This is a genomic window from Nostoc sp. CCY 9925 (assembly GCF_963920935.1).
GTDB lineage: Bacteria > Cyanobacteriota > Cyanobacteriia > Cyanobacteriales > Nostocaceae > Nostoc.
This window is the reverse complement of record NZ_CAWUDO010000040.1, coordinates 1-19,463: the sequence shown is the minus strand read 5'-3', so window position 1 is coordinate 19,463 and position 19,463 is coordinate 1. Positions and strand designations below refer to the sequence as shown.

The following is a 19,463-nucleotide window of genomic DNA, read 5'->3' as shown; positions in this document are numbered from 1 at the left end:
GAGTTTAACTATTGAGCTTTAACCACTTGACAAGATTCTATTTTTCTTAACTTGACACCAATGGCAAGATGCCCTCCCCACAAGACTTTTATCAAATTTCGATATGCAAGCTAGATGTCGAACAGCTTAGTTATATCATCTCCCACACTCCCAATTCCCCATACCTCTTTGCAGCATACCTAATTTAAAAATCTACTCCTCGTTTGAGTTCTACGCCTTGATTTGCATAGTGTTTGTGGCAGTAAACCTCTGAGTGAACGCTAGCTAAATCAAAGTATGTCGGTTGATTTTGACAGCGACCAGTGATAATAATTTCAGTATCGCGGGGTTTGCGGAGCAAAGCTTGGACAATGGGTTCAACCGGGAGTAGTTCCAGGTCAACTGTAGGATTGAGTTCGTCGAGAATAATTGTTTTATACAACCCAGAGGCGATCGCAACTTTGGCAATTTCCCAACCGCGTTCGGCTTCTACGTAGTCTAATTCTTGCCGGGAATTGCGCCAAACAATTGCATCTCGACCGCAACGCTGATGATCCACCACTTCTGGATATGACTGCTGCAAAGCGGCGATCGCTGCGTCTTCTGTATAACCACTGCCACCTTTGAGCCACTGCATAATTAATACACGCGTAGAGCCTGGGTGATTTATTCCCCTACCAATTGCCTGCAAGGCTTTGCCCAAAGCACTCGTAGACTTACCTTTACCAGCGCCAGTATAAATTTCAATACCATTAAGTAAGAGTGCTTTAGCAGTTGGGTGATGGTGGGGTTTCATTTCTGAGTGCAAATCTGCAATATCGAGCAACTTTTGTGGTGCAGCGCGTCCGGTAGCAATGATTTCCAACTCTTGGGGTTTAGATTTTAATTTCCGCACCACTTCATCTACTGGCAGCAAACCTAAATCCAGTACAGGGTTAATTTCATCCAAAACCACAACTGAATATAAGCCACTGGCGATCGCACCTTTGGCTACATCCCAACCCCGCGCCGCTTCATCTGTGTCAAAAACAGTAATTTCTTCGGGGCCAAAAAATTCGGCTCTCCCAGTCCGAACCTGGTCAATTAAATGGGGAAAGCCACGTTGCAAAGCTGCGATCGCCCCATCTTCATCATAATCACGCTCAGGCCCCTTTAAAAACCGCAGCAGTAAAACCCGGTTGGAATTAGTAGGTGTATTTATTCCCAACCCAATGGAGCGCAAAACCACCCCTAAAGCCGCCTGGGACTTACCTTTACCAGCACCATCATAGACATGAATTTGACCAACGAGCCGTTCCTGACGCACTTGCGCCGTGCGAATACCGATACCGTTCCTTGTCATTTCTTGAAAAGTTATAATATAGCATCATCTGGGCATTGGGCATGGGGAAAGGGAAAGGGGTAAGGGGGAATGGCACTAAGATAAGCATAAGGCCTTGATATTCCTGACTTTGGGTGTAGGGTGTAGGGTGTGGGGTGTAGGGAATGAATAGGAAGTTGTTTTGTTTGACCAAGCTTCGTTGGGGCAGGGTATAGGGAATAAATTGGATACTTTAAAACACTACACCCGACACCCTACCCCCGACACCTTGCCCTGACCACGTTTCATGTTTTCTTAGTGCCATTCGGGTAAGGGGAAAAGGGGAAAGATTAAATTTATCCCTTTTCCCTTTAACCTTTTCCCCTGCCTCCCCATCCCCCATGCCCTATTTACTAACTTCTACAGGCAGGAATCCACCCGCCTGCATTTTCCATAGTCTGTAGTAAGCGCCGCGCCGTGCTAGGAGTTTGGCGTGATTACCATCTTCGATAATTCGACCTTGGTCGAAGACCAAAATTCTGTCTAGATGGGCAATAGTAGACAGGCGATGAGCTACCACAATCACGGTTTTGCCGTCCATTGCTAAGTTTAGAGTATCCTGGATTGCTTTTTCGGTAATGGAATCGAGACTGGAGGTGGCTTCATCCAAGATCAGGATCGGGGCATCTTTGAGGATTACCCGCGCGATCGCAATCCGCTGTCTCTGCCCTCCAGACAATTTAACACCACGTTCACCCACCAGAGAATGATAACCCTCCTTCATCTGGGCGATAAAATCGTGAGCATAGGCTTTGCGTGCAGCCTCAGTCACTTCCTCATCGGTTGCATCTATGCGTCCGTAACGAATATTTTCGATTAATGTGCGATGGAACAGAGATGGATCTTGGGGAATTAAGCTGATCTGGGCGTGTAAGGCATTCTGAGTCATATCTCGAATATCGACCCCATCAATGAGAATTTGCCCTGATTGGGCGTCAAAAAGACGCAAAATTAAATTCACAAAGGTGGATTTTCCAGAGCCGGAAAAGCCCACCAAGCCGACACGCTCACCTGGTTGGATGGCAATGGAGAGGTTTTCAAAGACTTGTTTGCCAGCGGAGTAGCTAAAATACACTTGCCGAAACTCAATTTTACCTTGGGTGATGGGATGAGCGATCGCTTGATCGCGATCGATTAACTCATGGGGTTGAACAATTACGGAGATACCATTGGCGACATTGCCGATATGTTCAAAGAATTCTATAAACCGTCGGCTCAAATTGCGGGCTTCACTAATGATCAACAGTGATAGACTAGTTGCCACAACGAAGTCAGCAGTAGCGATCGCTCCTTGATTCCAAAGCGAGAGTGAGTAATACAGAGTGCCGATTTTCAGAACAGCTGCTGAGATGAACTGAAACCAGCGAATTCTCTCTGAGTACCAGTTAGACTTTCTCACCTCTTTGATTTCGTATCTTAATTGCTCATTTAAATAGCGTCGTTCAAAATCCAGACGAGCAAACAAGCGGCTACTACTGAGATTTGTCACCGCATCTACAATGATCCCAGTTGTCTCACTTCTTGCGGCTGCCGCTCTTCGCGAGTAAATTCGGCAGCGAGTTGCCAGCCAGAACGAAATACTGACGAAGAAAACTGCCCACACCCCTACAAGTGCAGCAAGCGGAGGATAGGCGCGATACAGTAATATCGTCGAGACAGTATAGACGATAATCAAAGACATAAATTCAGTAATCAGCATTTGCATCGTCTGGGTCACACCCAGAGAAGTTTCGCCGATGCGATGTGCCAATGCCCCAGCAAAACTACTACTCAGGTAGCGATGCGAATGGTGTTGTAAATAGGCATATAGGGAACGGACGATGTGCTGTCGGTGGATCGGATGGAGAATGGTTTGCAACAGTCCAGCCGATCGCCCGAATATCACTTCACCCACACTCAAAGCGGTGAACAGCATCAGCGGTTGGCTGATAGCATCAAGAATGGGCTTGGTGTCGCCAGTTGAGCGCGTCACGCTCCGGATGATCTCGCCAATGGCATAGGGCAACATAATACCACAGGTTGCGTGTGTTGCCTCCAGGAGCACCATTGCCAGATACCACCAGCGGAACTGGTTAACAAAATAACAAATGAACCTGAAGGTCGTATCAGGCAAGTTTGGCGCATCAGCAGCACGTTGAAAAGATTTGGAAAGTCTAATCTTTTTGATCATGAAAGTCGTTCTCGTAGTAGCAAGCTGTTCTGTAAAATAAAAATGGACGGCTTCTTTAGCCGCCCTATGGCGTTAAATTAAGTACAAAGTGAAAAATACTGCGCGAGAGTTTCTAAACCATAATTTCAGCAGGTGTGATTGCAGCATACAAATCGGGCGGAAGTAACGCATCCTGAATGTTGATTCTCTTTGGTATGACACCCTGTTCAAAGAACAAATCTGCTACACGTTGTTGTTCTGTAATCAGTGCTTGGCTAAGACCTCTGCGTCCAACGAAAGTGCGACGAGACATCACCCTTGCTACCACATCCTTATCAAGTTTTTGTTCAGCGATCATCAATTTGGCTACTTCATCTCGATTCGCGTCTGCCCATTTATCAAGAGCATGAAGCTCCTCAATAAGAATTTTTAGTAAACCAGGATTTTGTTCGGCAAACTTCCTGTCAGCAATATAATAGCCACCAGGAGAATCTAAACCAACAGAATTTTTAAGGACGCGAATTCTACCCATTTTTTCGGCGATCGCATAATGCGGATCTCCTGCCATCCAAACTGGAATTTTACCTTCAATAAAAGCAGCCCGCGCCTCAATAGTTGGTATACTTTTGATTTTAATATCTTTGATGGTCAAGCCAATTGACTGCAAGGCTCTGAGAATAAAATAGTGGGATGCCGAGCCTTTTTGAAAATAAACTTCTTGCCCCTTGATCTCCTCAAATTTTTTCAGTGGAGACTCTGGAGGTACAGCAATAACACTACTTGTCCCTGTTGTTTTGTTTCTTTGTGTACCGACGACATAAACCAGGTCTGACCCAGCTACTTGGGCAAAAATTGGTGGCGTTTCTCCCACAGACCCTACATCAACTCTTCCCGCAGCCATTCCTTCCATCAGTTGTGGCCCTTGGACAAATTGCGCCCATTCCACTTTAATTCCCAAGGGTTCCAAGCGTTTCTCTAAAACTTTCCGATTTCTCACAAGATCCCCCGCACTCTGATACCCCATGCGTAAAACCTTGCTTTTAATACCAAGGGAACTTGAACTGCTAGTAGTGCTGTTTAATATATTTTGTTGACTTTGTTGGCTACAACTTCCTAACAGATATGCCAGAGAAAAACCAGATACACCTGATGTAGCAACATTGAGAAAACGACGGCGTTTAATCATTGGTATAACTAAATAATTCAATAAAGTTCAGATCAACCTTTATGTAGAGACGCAATTCATCGCGTCTAAAAAATTCATCGCGTCTCAAATCCCTAACGCAGAGAATCTCCCCTGCGATATTCAGCAGTGAGGTCATCTAGTTTTTGTTTCAAATTGTCATCGAGTTTTACTTCCAAAGCCTTCAAAGTGTCAGCAAGTTGTTGTGGACGGCTAGCACCAATAATCGGGGCTGTAATAATCGGATTAGCTAAAACCCAAGCTACTGCTAAGGTAGTGAGCGATAATCCTGCAAACTCCGCCACTGTGCGTAATTCCTCCACAGTATTAAACTCGCGATCGCGCCAGTAGCGTTCTTGATAACGTTCTGCGGCGGCACCCAAGGTGAAACGTGTACCTGCGGTGGGACCTTGAGCAAGACTGTGTTTGCCAGTGAGCAAACCGCCAGCTAAGGGATTGTAGGAAATTACACCCAGTCCTTCTTCTTGCGCCAGGGGCAATAATTCCCGCTCAATTTCGCGGAACAATAGGTTATAGCGGGGCTGAATCGAGACGAAGCGAGTTAGATTACGCACATCAGCGCGACCCAAGGCACGGCTAAGTCGATAAGCTAAGAAGTTAGAAATCCCGATATAGCGTGCCTTACCAGCACGAACTACTATATCCAATGCTTCTAGAGTTTCATCGATGGGGGTTGAAACATCGTCAGAGTGCAATTGATACAAGTCGATATAATCTGTTTGCAGCCGTCTTAGAGAAGCATCGATCGCATCCAGAATATGTTTGCGCGAAGCACCCTGATCCCAAGGCGCAGGGCCTACCCGACCTACGCACTTAGTAGCCAGAATAAAATGTTCGCGTTTCCCTTTCAACCAGCGCCCAATAATTTCTTCAGTGCTACCAGCAGTAGCAAGACCACCCCCAAGCGGATAAACGTCGGCTGTGTCCAAAAAGTTGATTCCAGCATCAGCGGCGGTGTCAAGGATCTGCCTGGAAGTTTCTTCATCTGTCTGCAATCCGAAGGTCATGGTGCCCAGACAAAGGCGTGAAACGGTCAATCCGGTTTTACCGAGCTTAGTGGTTGGTATGGTCATGGATATATTCGTTGTTGTTGATTGAAAGAAAGCAGAATTCAGAAACTAGGTTTCTTCGGTAAAGATTGTCATTAGAGATTAGTCAGGCTGTATTGCCTTACCCCACCAAACTCGTTTAAACAGCTTGCTCGTTTGCTCATCCAATATTTCGTAATGTTTCAGCTCTACATCTTTCCAGTCAGATAACAGGTCTAGCAAATATTCTTGAGAGAAAAAATGCATAGTCTGTCCATGACGTTCTAGAAAGTAATTTGGCTCTATTTCGCGCAGGGGTGGGTGACGTTCTGCCCTAACTAGAGCGTCTTCTGTAGAATTAACGTGGAAAACAAATAATCCATTGGGGCGTATTATTCGTCGAATTTCTTCAAACAATTCGCGTGTAATCCGATCTGAAAACATGTGAATAGCAACATTAGACATGACAGCATCAAAAGTTGCACTATCAAAAGGCAGACGTTTTGCCATGTCGGCAACTACAAACTGCGCATTTAGTCCTAACTTTTCTGATTTCTCGCGTCCTTGTCGCACTGCCTCCTCTGAGAAATCCATACCACTCACTGTAAAACCTTGTTGTACAAGACGTAACACGTCGTTTCCTGTACCACAACCAAGGTCAAGCACAGTTTTAACGTTGGCGGACTTGAGAAACGGAAGGTGAATCTTTGTCCATTGGGTTCCCCAATCTAAATCTGTGCCAGCATCCCTACATTTAGAGAAGAATTCGTTCCAGTGAGCAGATGGAGCGTAAGACATAAATGCTTCAGACCACTACAGAAGCTTGACGACGGCTTTGTGAAATCAGCCATTTTTGCAATTTTGAGTCTCCATACACTTCATCAGCAATAAAATGATCGCCTTCGGGTAGTACAGTAAAATCTACTGTCCCACCCAGACCGCGTAAGGTATCGACAATCTGCTGTGTATCCTCAATTGGCAGTTTTTCATCTTTGCCACCTTGGAATATTTGAATGGGAATTTCTTTGAGTCCAGCTAGTTGATTGGGTTCTAAGGTTTTGGGAACACGACCAGATACTGCTACTAAACCAGCGAAGCGACTAGGATGGGAAGCAGCAATCTGCCAAGCTCCAGCCGTACCTAAACTGAATCCAGATAAGATGATACCGGATGGATCGATGGGATGGGAGGCAATCAGTTCATCCAAGAAAGCAATGACATCTGATTCTCGCTCTACCCAAGTCTGTCCTTCTGGAAGCTGAGGGGCTGCAAAGAAGTAAGTTAAGGGGCTTGATTCGTTCACAAAACGAGGTAAACCCCATTTCAGGAGTACATTTAAATCATTGCCGCGATCGCGCGCCCCATGCAAAAACAATACCAGGGGTGCAGGTTTGTTGGTATCTTCAGAAGCGATCGCAAATAGATAAGGCAATAAACCAGAACGGTGTTCGATAGACATAGTTGTAACTCCTAAGCGTGTGTGTTTGATTAAAGTGCTGAGTAAAGTAAAAAGTACTCAGCACTTTTGAGTGCTTTAAGCCACTACAAGGTTTTTATCTACTTGTAAAGATTCGATGTTACCTACTTTGGATTCAACCGCTGTCCCCTTGAAGAAGTCGGGGTTGGCTTGGGTGTAAAACTTGTAGGGATTAGCGAATACATAAGATTTGAAGTCGGCTTCCGAAATCACGCCTTCTTTTACCAAATCCCAGCTTTCAGCCAAGGGGGATGTGAGATCGGGTACATCCCAATGGCCAACATCTGAGGAATAGATGGCGTTGATTTTGACATTCAATGGATTAGCTTTGTCGTTGAATGCTGCGGCGATGGTGCGGTCGTCGGACTCGGAACCAAAGAAGAAACTGTTCACCCAGCGATCGCGGATGTCTTCAATTGTTTCAATTTCTGCTGCGCCAAAATCGTTCAATTCGCTGCCAACTGGCTGGCGGCTATGACGGCTGAATGAAGAACCGAGTACACTCTTGGTCAATTCTTCTTTACTCAGGGAATATCCTTGAGTAATTTCGCCACCGAAACGCTCAAATAACTCGAACAACTCATCAGAATTTGTAAATTCTGGATTGTAGTTTTCCAGTCCCTTGACATTGCGCTTGGAGAAACGATCAACCAAATGAATGTAGACGTGGGCACCCCAGTCTGCACCACCTTCTAGCATACCGACGCGCAACTGTGGGAATCGCTTGGTCACACCACCAAAGAACAATGCTTTGGCAAATGCTTGGGAACCATCGGCAAAGTGACCGATGTGGTTATTCATGTAGTTACTGATGGAAGAGCGTCCAGTCCAACCTTGACTACCGTAATGGGTAGTAATGGGTACACCTAGTTCTACGGCCTTAGCCCAGAATGGATCGTAGTCATATTCGCTATCTAATCCGTAAAAGTCGATATAGGAAGCATACTTGGCGATTTCCGGGAATTGATCGGCTGGGTATTTATCAGCGATCGCCTTAATTGGTCGTTTCACACCACCAGGAATATTTGCCACTTTCAAACCCAGTGTTTTCACTGCAAATTCTAGCTCCTCAATAGCCTCTTGAGGATTACTCATAGGGATGCCAGCTACCACCGTCAGGCGATCGCTATATTTCTTGTAAATATCAGCATGATAGTGATTCACCGCCCTTTGCAGTGCTTGACGGTTCTCTGGACTTGCGCCAGCCGGTGCTAAGACATTGTTGGGAAATAGCACTGAATAGTCTGACCCCTGTTCGGCCTGACGCTCATAGAGCAATGCAGGAATGGTGTAAGTAGCAAGATCCAGCGTATTGCGGGTGACTCTTGCCCACCAAGGCGATCGAATTGTACGGTTGCGTTGACGTTCTTCAGGAGTTTGTTGATACCAATCTTTACCATTGCTCTTGGAGTTGAGACGCGAAGCTTCCGCCTTACGTAATTCATCCACGAGTTTCGCACCGCCATAATTAGCGATGTAATCCTCAAAAGCTGGGGTGAAATCATTGGTATGAACGTCAGTATCGATTACTGGATAATCAAGAGTTGCTCTGATTGCAGCGGAGTGCGAAGTCTTTAATCGGCTATATTCAGTCATGATTTTTGCTTCCAAAAATTACAATTGGTTATTAGTCATTAGTCATTAGTCATTAGTTATTCACCTTTGCCGCCTACCTCTTGGGGTGGGGATCTACAGAAGGTGTGCTGTAAAAGGTGTGGCTTCGGCATCTGTGAGAAATTCCTTTACGCCAACACCAATCTTTCATCCGCTTGTTTGACGGCAAAACCATTGCTCGGCCGACCCAATCCTAGGTTTTCACGCAAGGTAGTACCCTCGTATTCAGTACGAAATAATCCGCGTTTTTGTAAGACGGGAATGACTAGGTTAACGAAATCATCTAATCCTGTAGGTAGGATTGGCGGCATGATATTAAAGCCATCTGCTGCACCGTTGTTAAACCATTCTTCTAGCTGGTCGGCAATGGTTTCGGGAGTACCAAGGATGGTTCGATGGCCTCTGGCGGTAGCAAGCGAGAGATACAACTGCCGCAGCGTCAGAGTGCCGCGAGTAGCTAAATCTTTGACTAATTTGAGACGACTTTTGTTGTTGTTCGTGTCGGTGGGCAGTTCGGGAGCTAGATCGTCTAGAGAATATTTAGATAAATCGACACCTTTGTAATAGTTTTTCAATATACCCCAGGCGACATCAGGGTGAATCAACGATTGTAGGAATTCGTACTTTTCTTGAGCTTCTGATTCGGTACGGCCAATGATTGGAAAAGCACCAGGCATTATTTTCAGATCGTCTGGCGATCGCCCATATTTCCCTAGCCGACCTTTGACATCGGCATAAAATTCCTGGGCATCGGCTAGGGTTTGATTAGCCGTAAAGATAACTTCGGCGGTACGCGCAGCCAAGTCCCGTCCGGCTTCTGAAGCTCCAGCCTGCACAATTACTGGGTAGCCTTGGGGCGGACGACCGACGTTCAAAGGGCCTTTGACAGAAAAATGTTTGCCCTTGTGATTGAGTATGTGCAGTTTGTCGGTGTCGAAATAGATACCAGAGTCCTTATCACGGATGAAGGCGTCGTCTTCCCAGCTATCCCACAGTCCTTTCACCACTTCCACAAACTCTTCGGCACGTTCGTAACGCTGGCTGTGTTCTGGGTGTTGGTCGTGGCCGAAATTATGAGCGGCATTTTCATTGCCTGTGGTGACTACATTCCAGCCTGCCCGACCTTTACTCAGATAGTCCAAAGAAGCAAACTTACGTGCTAGTGTGTAGGGCTGTTCATAGGTGGTGGAGGCGGTAGCAATAAAGCCGATATTTTGGGTGACGGAAGACAAAGCTGAGAACAGGGTGACCGGCTCGAAATGAGCAAGTTTTCCATTGCGTTTCTGAGTTTCCGGACTGCCGCCCCAGACTCCTGGGCTGTCTGCTAGAAAAACTGCATCGAACAAGCCACGTTCAGCAGTCTGAGTAATTTCCTTATAATGCTCGAAATTTAAACCAGCATCTGCTTGTGAATCGGGATGCCGCCAAGCAGAAACATGATGTCCGGTTGCTTGAATGAATGCACCTAAACGAAACTTACGTGTTTTGTTCATATATTTTGCTCTTTTCTTACTAGTGCGCTAGCACTAGCTCTACCGGGGGTATCGCTGATTTGTGTATACCCAATGAGTTTTCATGTCTGCGTCAGGGATGTCTGAAGCAGATATGAAAAGACACTGAATTTAGTGATGGAATGCTTTGGCAATAACCAAATTTACTTGCACAAGCTCATACCATTTGGGATTTTAGATTGTGAAACAGTCAGTAGTAATCGCTTTTGGCTATCTATAATATCGCAATCATTTTTCAAATTGGTATTACTAATTGCTCTACAAGCAGTGAGATCGCGGAACTGGAGGTCAGGTTAATACCACAGTAGAACTAGGGGTGCTACTGCTTGGCGATTGAATTACCATAAATTTCTATAGCAATTTGACTCAGCAGATACAGTTTACACAATACACACAAAAAAAAATGTACTGGAAATCACAATTGCATGATAAACGAATTATTAGTTTTCCAAACATTAAGTATTGCAAACTGAGCGATCGCTCGGCATTGGGCATTGGTTATTTCTCCCCACACTTCCTACTCCCCACTAATAGGATAATTTCCCCCATCACCGCCACTATCCCGGTTATACTCTCTACAGTTAACCCTTACCATTGACTTTTTATGCCTGAAAGTTGGATGCTTCCGAGGATTTTTCCCATTGGTGGAATTCTGTTTGACTTTTTATTTGTACTGATTGCCATCCCCATTGAGGCATATGTTTTGCACAAACGGCTAAAATTTGATAAAAAAACTAGCATTTTTTATGGCATTTCTATTAATCTGTTTTCTAGTGTAATTGGTTGGTCTATATTTTTTGTCTCGGAACCTATGTTGCCAATACAGGTGAAATCAGAGTTAATTAATTATATGTTTTTTAATAATTTTAAATCACCTGGGACACAGACTCTACTAATTTTAACTGCTTTTATAATTTTCTTTGGTACTTTTATCGTTAAATATATTCTTTTGAGGGGGTTACTCTTATCCTTATTAAAGGAACCATTTGCTAAAAAAGAAGAAGAAATTCAATTGTTTAATAGACAAAAATGGCGCGGTTTTAGCAGGATCAAATTGCAAAGTACAAATGTAGTTACTACTGTATTAATAGCAAATTCTCTGAGTTATAGTGTGATAACTATTATTTTACTACTCCGCTCCAAGTAGCAAATAAATAATTGTTCTATTTAGAGCAAAGACAGTAATTAATCAGGTGTAGGGAGAAATATGAATACGCTACTTAAAGATTTATTTGGAGTTTTCAGATTTGCTGAAGGACTTTACGCAGGAATTAGAAAGATCTTAGTTCCGCCTAAAGCTTATTCTTGGCAGACATTTATTTATATGAGTGTTTTTTCTTGGGTACTTTCATATTTTGCTATAGGTTATATAAAAGATATAATTGCATTTTTTGGTTGGTTGTTTTTAATTGCTGGTACAGCTTGGTATACAACAGAAGATCCTTTGAGGGTTCCTGGCACTTTTATGCCGGTGGGAGCAGTAATCACTGGATTTTTAGTTAGTGTTTTTGCATTTGGCAGCCAAAGGGATGTAATTACACCAACAACAATTGTTTTTTGGCCGACAATTTCAGCACTAATTACGGCAATACCAGAATTTATTGAAGGAACTGATACAGATGCTAAAGCTCAAATTCCTAAACCAGAAGACCGCCAAAAAATCATAATTTTAGTTGCTAGTAGTATGCTGCTAAGCTGCTGGATTCAGTTTTATTTTGTAGTGGATAATTGGTTAGAACAATATCCCAGCTTACAGGCAGATACTTTTAAAAATAGTACCTTTGTTCTCAGAAATGAAGACTCAGCTAAGGCACCACCAAATGGGATTTTAATTTTAGACAAACTTCAACCAATAGTGGAAGAACAAATAGGTGAAACAGCTTGGTCGGAAGTGGAAAAATGGTTATTAGATGCAAAACAGCGAGTAGGAAGCTTGGGTAGAGGAGTAATTCAAAAAAACCTGGGAAAATATGAAGAGAAGGAATTATGGCGTGTTGAACCGCGTGTATCTAATACTAAATCTGGGTATATATTAGATTTACTAAGTATTTGGACAGGACCGAGTTCTAATCCACGGGGGTATTACTTAAAGAAATCTTGTCGGATTGAACCAGTTGCAGCAGCTGGTAGATCGGGCGATAAAATCACAGTTGGAGAAATTGAATGCGATCGCTTGAATAAATTTATCGCTGGTTCGCCGCCTCCGCAGCAATAAAGAGTGGGGAGATGGCTTCGCCAAGGGAAAAGGGGAAAGGGGAAAGGAAAAAGGAATTAAACAAAGTTCTTCCCCTTTACCGACCCGAAGGGTTTTAACTAATGACTAATGACTAATTACTAATGACAACCAGAATTTTTGTACTCGCCAAGAATGTGTTTCAGGAAGTGATACGCGATCGCATCCTATATATTATTGGTTTTTATGCGTTAATACTCGCCGCCGCTTTCGGTGTTCTTCCTCAATTTGCAGCAGCTACGGAAGACAAAATGTTTTTAGATTTTGGCATGGCGGCGATGAATGCGATCGGGTTAATTGTGACAATATTTGTTGGTACGGGACTAGTTAATAAAGAAATTGAAAAACGCACTATCTTAGTATTAATTGCTAAACCTGTTAGCCGCAGTGAAATTATTGTCGGTAAGTATTTGGGATTATCCGCAGTCCTAGCTGTACTGATAGCTATGATGACAGTAATTTATCTGTTATTTCTGCAATTTGGTAACATTACTTACTCAATAGCGAGTATTTTAATTGCGGCAATTTTCTTATTTTTGCAGTTGTCATTAATCACCTCTGTGGCTATCGCCTTTGGTGTTTTTACAGCTTCATTGCTGGCGACTGTTTTAACATTTGCAGTGTATTTAATGGGGAATATTACCCAAGATTTGGTAGAATTTGGTCGTCTTAGTCGCAACCTTGGGATAGAACGTTTAACTCAAGGTTTGTTTCTAGTTTTGCCAGATTTATCTCGATTAGATTTAAAAAACCATGCTGTTTATGGTTTGCAAGCACTACCTGATACAACGGCACTGTTTATCAATGCTAGCTATGGGTTACTCTACAGTGCCATGTTGTTAGCGATCGCTATTTTTATCTTCTCACGACGCGAGTTTTAGAGCGTATTTTAAAACTATAAGATTAGACCTCTTGCATAAATCAAAAATAAACAACCCCACCCCGCCTTTGCTAACGCAAACGCTCCCCTCCCCGCTTGCGGGGAGGGGTTGGGGGTGGGGTGTTAGGGACTTTTGCAAGAGGTTTATTCATATTTGATTTTTGAAAAAGCTGAGTAAAACTCAAAAAGCCTGCTTTCTCGTTGCCTATTGCAAGTGCGCTAAAAAGTATTGTTCAACGTCCAGCCGATTTAGTTGCTCGTTACGGTGGTGAAGAATTTGTTGTGATTCTTCCTAACACGGAACATCAAGGAGCGATTTATGTGGCTCAAAAAATGTTAGAAGCAGTACGCAACTTAGCAATTCCTCATGCCAAGTCTGGTATATGTGCTTATCTTACTGTCAGTATAGGCTTTGTCAGCATTGTGCCAAATTCAAAATTCTTACCCCAAGATCTAATTGAAGCAGCCGACAAAGCACTTTATACAGCTAAACATCAAGGGCGCGATCGCATCAGTGCTGGTGTGGTTAATGGTTTCTGATTTATGGGCATTGGGTATTGGGGGAGATGAGGAGATAGTAAGACAAGGAAAATAACTATAGGAATCCGGTTTGATTCCTGAAATTATTTGCGTAGATAGGCAAGAGGCAAAAGGCAAAAGGCAACAGGATTCTAGAAGATTAAGTGTACCTAGTTTTTTTCAAAAATCAAATATGAGTCTTATAATAACCATTTGTTTATCCCTTTTCCCTTCCCCCCTTACCCTTTTCCCAACTTGTACAAGAAATCTAATAACTAATAACTAATGAGTATTTGAGGTTCTTTAATAGTACCATCAGGCATGATTGTATCTCGTAATTTTGCATAAATCAGGTTTGTCTGGTAAAGGTTTGCTTTACTCAAGTTGGTTTTAGTTAAGTTTGCCCATGTTAAGTCTGCACTGGTTAAATTAGCTTCAGTGAGATTAGCTTCTAGCAATATTGCCCCACAGAGCTTTGCTTTTGTGAGATTTGCTCTAATTAAATTCGTTTCAATCAGCGATGCTTCAATTAATTTGGCTTCAGTTAAGTCTGCTTCCCTCAAATCCGCAGCACATAATGAAGTACCCCAAAGGTTACTATTTATTAATTTCACTCGCCATAAAAAACTTCCACACAAATTTGCTTGCCTTAAGTCCGCATTAATTAAATTAGCTTCACATAAAGAGGCTTCATACAAATTGGCTTCGCATAAAGTAGCTTCCATCAAATTTGCGCCACTTAAATTAGCGCGAGTCAGAATAGAACCAGATAGATTGGTACCACGCAAATCTGCTCCTATAAAGTTAAATCCACTTAAATCCAGTCCTTTCAGATCAATTTCACTCAAGTCATATCCACTGAAATTGTGACGCTGAAAACATTTGTTTGTGATTTGATTTAAGATAAATTCTTGCTTGTCAGCATAATTATTCATGGTATTCACCTCTGGGTGTAACTTATCTCAAAGGGCGATCGCGAGAGTTACCGTATATTGAGAGTACACCTCAAATGGAGATCAAAACGATCAATAATCAACAATAAATTCCGAAAAAATCGTCAATAACCTAAAAATACGCTCTTAAAGTCTTTTTTAAAACAAAAAATGCTGACATAAGTCAGGAAATATTGATACGCTATAATTCATAATTCATAATTGAGATTGAAAAAGATAAGAAAATTTAATTTCCATAAGGTCTAGAATTTTGCAGAATTCTGCTGCCTTCAGTTGCATAACTTCTGAGCCTTTTTGAAGGCTTCGTTAAACCACTAACCTCTGGATTAAGCAAAACTTCAAAGGGATAAACACGGCTTACATTATAAGTAAGCGGTAAAATTGTAACAGTTATACCAGCAATATTACTTATGTTATTACTCACAATCAGGACTGGACGACGTTTACCCATTTCTGAACCCATCACCGGACTAAGATTTTCGTAATAAATATCACCCTTACGGGTTCGGCAGTCGCTACAACGGGGGGAACCCCCGCAACGCGCTGCCTCACCACGTTTCATCTGTTAAACCATCTGCCCCTGTCACAACCCAATCGTTATCAAATTCAGCAGATGCTTCTCGGTAAGCTGCCTCTAATTCTCGGTTTCGCAGCAATTCTAATGCTTCTTCAATTACTTGAGAACGAGATTTACATCCTTTATTGAGCTTGTAGTTTTCGACAAACTCCACTAAAGATGGTGGCAAGGAAATAGAGAGTTTTTCTACATTCATCTTCCTACCAATTAGTAGCAAAAATAATTCGTACTAATATCCTAGCTTACTAAAGCGATCGCACTTTCCCACAGGCGATCGCTTGGGTAAGCTCTTGGTTCATAATGATTTCTAGTTGGAGTCTTTAAACTAAGTTTTGCATCAAAGCCCAGCAGGTGCGTAGTTTACAGCCGTAGGCATCGCTTATACTTTAATATGCTATTAACAGTGGAGTAAAAAATGAGCAACGAAAATGATGTTTATATTAGTAACGGAAATGTCTTTGCTGATCTAGGATTGTCTAATCCTGAAGAGCGCTTAATTAAAGCAGAACTGGCACGCAAAATTAGTGAAATTATTGCTAATCGCCAATTAAATCAAGTCCAAGCAGCGGAAGTTCTTGGAATAGATCAACCAAAAATATCTGCTTTAACTAGAGGTAAACTAAAAGATTTTTCAATAGATAGATTGATCAGATTTATAAACATTTTAGGTAATGATGTAGAAATTACAATTAAGCCTAAACCAGAAAGCCGCTCCATTGCTTGCACGACTGTAGTTTGTGAATAATTATTAACCTAAAAGGTATACAGATCGTGATAATTTAACGCGCATTATTTCTGCAAGAAAGGCAACCAAATATGAGCAACGAATCTATTTTGATACATCGCTTGGGTAAGCTCTTGGTTGATAATGAAGTCTTCATCAATCTCTTTTGTATCATTTTTATTTTTTATAGAAAAAATTTTTCCTCTAGTTAACTTTGGATTTGAGGCATCGAATATGTTTTTATTGAGGAGATACAAAATTTAGTTATCCAATAGCTGGACTAATTATATAATTTAATATCAAACCAAATGCTAAACCTAAACAAGAGATTCCAATTAATATTGAAAATGAGCGATTAGCGCCAAAAACTAACTTGATTTTACCATTTAACAAAATTAAAAAGACAGGAATTTGAAACAGGTAAGATAAAACAAATAACAAAATACTTGCTCCTAAAGCAATTAAGATTCCCATAAATGTCCAGCCATAACTTACTATTTCAGCCCAAACAAACACTGTTGGAATTCCAAATAAGCTGCCAAAAAGAAAGATAAAAAAGAGATTCATCTGTTCAGTACTTAAGTTATTACTATATTCTTCTGATACTTTTAGTTCTGCTTCAACAAAAGCTGATAGCGAAGCCGTAGAGCCAAACGAAACCCACATTAGAATTTTCCCTAGTGGATCAGGGAACTTCCTAAAAGGCAACAACCATGAAAGTTCTATCATTGGTAATTGCCACCCTAAAAATGCCCAGACACAGAAAATTAAGATTAATCGTATCCAAGGCAGATTTTTTTTTGTTTTCTGAGTTACTACAGGTTGTAAATGGGCTTTTGCAGGTTCGGGAATTGTTGCTAATTGTATTTGAGAATTGGTTGTTTCCTTACGGTAATGAGGTAGCACAGGTTGAGGAGTTTCTCCAAGTTCTGGTGATTCCTGTTTGTCATTTTGCTGAATCTCAAATACAAGAAAATTCTGATTTTCACTTAGTTCCAATTTTAAATCCTCATTTAAGGAGATAATCGGTTCTTTTTGAGAAATAACTCGTTCCTCAATCTGAATTACTGTTTTATTTGAAAGTTCTAAAATTCGTTGAAAACGTTGAAGTTCTTCACGAGTTGTATCACTAAGAGGATATTCAAATTGAATTGACTCTCTAAACACCTCTTCATACTGTTGTAACCTTTGCCGATGTTCCTCGATCGCAGCAATAATTGGATTTTCAATTGCAGTCACATTCTCAGCAGTCAGATTCAACGCTTGATGACGTTGCGTTAGTTGAGAGCGTTTGACAGCACTGAGGGGATATTCTTGCTGAACAGCTTGTGTAAATTCTTGCTCATATTGCCGCAAGTTTACTTGATGCGTTTCAATCTCGGCATTAATCCGCTTCTTGATCGCCTCCACATCTTCTTCACTCAACCCCAACGTCTGCCAGGTTTCCTGCAACTGCTTTTGCGTCACCTCATCAGGATAATGCTGGCGCTGCGTCGCCTTCACAAACGCCTGTTCGTACTGCTGGAGTTTTTGGTGATAGCTTTCAATCTGGGTTGTGATTTGCGCTTCAATTGGTGCAACATCTACATCAGTCAGTGCCAAGCGCTGCTGCTGTTGATGTAAGTTAGTCTGGGTTGCCTGACCCAGAGGATATTCCTGCTGGGTGGCAGTAAAAAACAGCCGTTTGTATTCTTGGAGTTTCTGATGATATGCTTCCACCTCAGCCGTAATCTGAGATTGAATCGCGGCAATATCTCGATCCGCAAGTTGTAATTGTTGCTGGGTTTGCCGTAAGCGATCGCGGCTTGCCGTACTCAGGGGAAACTCCTGTCGTAGTGCCGTTGTAAATGCCTGCTGATATGTTTGGAGGTTTTGCTGATGTGTCTTAAAGCGTGCAGTCACCTGTGCCTCAATGGGCATCGTGTCCTCATTCCGCAGCCCCAAAATTTGCTGGAGATTTTGCAGATCCTGGCGATCGCTATCGGTAATCGTCTCGTCTCGCTCCAGTAGTTCGGCGAACACCTGCTGATACTGCTGGAGGTTTTTGCGGAACTGCTTGCGATACGGTTCTAACACTTCATCTTCGATGGCCTTGGCTTGAGCTGTCTCCAATCCCAAGCGAGTCCTGAGTACATCCAATGTGCGACGACCAACAAAGGAAATTTCGCCTCGATGAATAAATCGCGCTACCTCCTTACGGTATCGCTGTCTGGAATCGCCCGGAGCCACCTTTGCCAGTTGAATTTTAAAGCCTTCTCGGATTGCATAGATTTCCGGCTTCATAGCAGGCTGAAGTTCTCGCACCTTCTGACTGGCGTATTCATGGAGTTCATCGATGGAGATAAACTCATCCCCATCGCGATCGGCTTCTCCCGATTTGATGCCTGCAACCAAAAAACGAGTGTAAATCGATAAATCTTGCCCCTCTTCTTCAAAGGAATATTGAGTCGAAGTAGAAGAAGTCAACACGGCTCGTCCTTCACCGCCCAACTGCTGCCGGATGTCAATTGTCCCGTCATCTTTGGCGGACATTCCCTCGGCAAAGGCACCACTAAAGCAGCTATCCAGGATTACCACCTGCCGCCGACAACGGCTTTCACTCATGCGATCGTGAATAAAATTGGCAGATACCGCCGTTGCACGAATCAGTTCGCCCTGCGGCGTTTTACTGGTGTTGCGAGTTGCCAGATACAGCCTACCGCGATCGTCTTTGATGCCGTGTCCCGAAAAGTATAGCAGCAGCAAATCATCTTTGTGGCGACTGGAAAACAGCGTTTCGATCGCAATTTCTACAACTTGTCGTTCAGGATTTTTTAGCAGCGTAATATCTGAGGCAGCAAATCCGCCCATCTCTGGATGCAGCAGTACCTCGCACACTGCTTCCACATCTCTAACTGCACTGGGCAAAGGGTTCAGCCCTGGCTCATACTCACTGACTCCAATCAGCAACGCTACCTTCGCCATTTAACTCACCTATGCTGCGATCGAATCCTATGCCGCTTTCATTTCTGTGTTGTTTTTTTCATACCAAGTTTTAGAATATCACCTATACCAAGGGACTGGGGACTGGGTGAAAAGTCTCTTTGTGTCTAAGTTTTACCATCTGTTAATGTCCTAACCTCCTTGGCTGTTGCTACAACATTGCATGTCGATACAACTCAATTGCGAGGCGATGCAACTCAATTGCGAGGCGACACAATTCAATTGCGAGGCGACACAACTCAATTGCGAGGCGACACAACTCAATTGCGAGGC

General features: G+C 42.8%; 18 protein-coding genes. 5 read left to right on the top strand and 13 right to left on the bottom strand.

Translation table 11 applies throughout. The annotated features are described in order from the left end of the window. Positions 1-184 precede the first annotated feature (184 nt). From ACM0OY_RS20260 to ACM0OY_RS20225, 8 genes are all read right to left on the bottom strand, one after another. On the bottom strand, positions 185-1,321 hold the full coding sequence (locus ACM0OY_RS20260) for a cob(I)yrinic acid a,c-diamide adenosyltransferase (RefSeq protein WP_414570648.1): 1,137 nt from the start codon (positions 1,319-1,321) through the stop codon (positions 185-187). A 364-nt stretch (positions 1,322-1,685) separates the two neighbouring features. Continuing rightward, positions 1,686-3,509: an ABC transporter ATP-binding protein gene (locus ACM0OY_RS20255; protein WP_414570647.1), complete on the bottom strand. Its 1,824-nt coding sequence runs from the start codon at positions 3,507-3,509 to the stop codon at positions 1,686-1,688. Positions 3,510-3,621: 112 nt separating this feature from the next. Continuing rightward, positions 3,622-4,674 carry an aliphatic sulfonate ABC transporter substrate-binding protein gene (locus ACM0OY_RS20250; RefSeq protein ID WP_414570646.1) on the bottom strand — a complete coding sequence of 351 codons (1,053 nt, stop codon included), beginning with the start codon at positions 4,672-4,674 and terminating at the stop codon, positions 3,622-3,624. 92 nt (positions 4,675-4,766) lie between these two features. Next, positions 4,767-5,765, bottom strand: a complete 999-nt coding sequence (locus ACM0OY_RS20245; RefSeq protein WP_414570645.1) for an aldo/keto reductase — start codon at positions 5,763-5,765, stop codon at positions 4,767-4,769. A gap of 78 nt (positions 5,766-5,843) precedes the next feature. After that, positions 5,844-6,518: a class I SAM-dependent methyltransferase gene (locus ACM0OY_RS20240; protein WP_414570644.1), complete on the bottom strand. Its 675-nt coding sequence runs from the start codon at positions 6,516-6,518 to the stop codon at positions 5,844-5,846. Positions 6,519-6,525: 7 nt separating this feature from the next. Then, a complete protein-coding gene (locus ACM0OY_RS20235; protein ID WP_414570643.1) occupies positions 6,526-7,179 on the bottom strand; it encodes a dienelactone hydrolase family protein in 654 nt (217 codons plus the stop codon). 75 nt (positions 7,180-7,254) lie between these two features. Further along, positions 7,255-8,793: an amidohydrolase family protein gene (locus tag ACM0OY_RS20230; protein ID WP_414570642.1), complete on the bottom strand. Its 1,539-nt coding sequence runs from the start codon at positions 8,791-8,793 to the stop codon at positions 7,255-7,257. A gap of 146 nt (positions 8,794-8,939) precedes the next feature. Further along, positions 8,940-10,304 carry an LLM class flavin-dependent oxidoreductase gene (locus ACM0OY_RS20225; protein WP_414570641.1) on the bottom strand — a complete coding sequence of 455 codons (1,365 nt, stop codon included), beginning with the start codon at positions 10,302-10,304 and terminating at the stop codon, positions 8,940-8,942. A gap of 622 nt (positions 10,305-10,926) precedes the next feature. Between ACM0OY_RS20225 and fraC the strand changes: the two genes are divergently transcribed. The 4 genes from fraC to ACM0OY_RS20205 all read left to right on the top strand — a co-directional run bounded on the left by fraC (position 10,927) and on the right by ACM0OY_RS20205 (position 13,975). Further along, positions 10,927-11,469, top strand: a complete 543-nt coding sequence (gene fraC, locus ACM0OY_RS20220; RefSeq protein ID WP_414570640.1) for a filament integrity protein FraC — start codon at positions 10,927-10,929, stop codon at positions 11,467-11,469. Positions 11,470-11,529: 60 nt separating this feature from the next. Further along, on the top strand, positions 11,530-12,537 hold the full coding sequence (fraD, locus tag ACM0OY_RS20215) for a septal junction protein FraD (RefSeq protein ID WP_414570639.1): 1,008 nt from the start codon (positions 11,530-11,532) through the stop codon (positions 12,535-12,537). A 122-nt stretch (positions 12,538-12,659) separates the two neighbouring features. Beyond that, a complete protein-coding gene (locus tag ACM0OY_RS20210; RefSeq protein ID WP_414570638.1) occupies positions 12,660-13,436 on the top strand; it encodes an ABC transporter permease in 777 nt (258 codons plus the stop codon). Positions 13,437-13,636: 200 nt separating this feature from the next. Then, positions 13,637-13,975, top strand: coding sequence for a diguanylate cyclase domain-containing protein (locus ACM0OY_RS20205; protein WP_414570637.1), 339 nt, complete (start codon positions 13,637-13,639; stop codon positions 13,973-13,975). Between the two features lie 254 nt (positions 13,976-14,229). Here the strand turns inward: ACM0OY_RS20205 and ACM0OY_RS20200 are convergent, their stop codons facing one another. The 3 genes from ACM0OY_RS20200 to ACM0OY_RS20190 all read right to left on the bottom strand — a co-directional run bounded on the left by ACM0OY_RS20200 (position 14,230) and on the right by ACM0OY_RS20190 (position 15,680). Beyond that, positions 14,230-14,889, bottom strand: a complete 660-nt coding sequence (locus tag ACM0OY_RS20200) for a pentapeptide repeat-containing protein (protein WP_414570636.1) — start codon at positions 14,887-14,889, stop codon at positions 14,230-14,232. Positions 14,890-15,133: 244 nt separating this feature from the next. Continuing rightward, the gene (locus tag ACM0OY_RS20195; protein WP_414570635.1) at positions 15,134-15,469 is read right to left on the bottom strand and encodes a type II toxin-antitoxin system PemK/MazF family toxin; all 336 of its coding nucleotides are present in this window, start codon (positions 15,467-15,469) and stop codon (positions 15,134-15,136) included. Next, positions 15,456-15,680 (bottom strand): ribbon-helix-helix domain-containing protein, encoded by a 225-nt coding sequence (locus tag ACM0OY_RS20190; RefSeq protein WP_414570634.1) that lies wholly within the window; start codon positions 15,678-15,680, stop codon positions 15,456-15,458. Before ACM0OY_RS20190 ends, ACM0OY_RS20195 begins: the two co-directional genes overlap by 14 nt. Before the next feature lie 219 nt (positions 15,681-15,899). Between ACM0OY_RS20190 and ACM0OY_RS20185 the strand changes: the two genes are divergently transcribed. Next, the gene (locus tag ACM0OY_RS20185; protein WP_229496735.1) at positions 15,900-16,229 is read left to right on the top strand and encodes a helix-turn-helix domain-containing protein; all 330 of its coding nucleotides are present in this window, start codon (positions 15,900-15,902) and stop codon (positions 16,227-16,229) included. Between the two features lie 44 nt (positions 16,230-16,273). Here the strand turns inward: ACM0OY_RS20185 and ACM0OY_RS20180 are convergent, their stop codons facing one another. Next, a complete protein-coding gene (locus tag ACM0OY_RS20180) occupies positions 16,274-16,465 on the bottom strand; it encodes a hypothetical protein (protein ID WP_414570633.1) in 192 nt (63 codons plus the stop codon). Positions 16,466-16,472: 7 nt separating this feature from the next. After that, positions 16,473-19,172: a caspase, EACC1-associated type gene (locus ACM0OY_RS20175; RefSeq protein ID WP_414570632.1), complete on the bottom strand. Its 2,700-nt coding sequence runs from the start codon at positions 19,170-19,172 to the stop codon at positions 16,473-16,475. Positions 19,173-19,463: the final 291 nt, after the last annotated feature.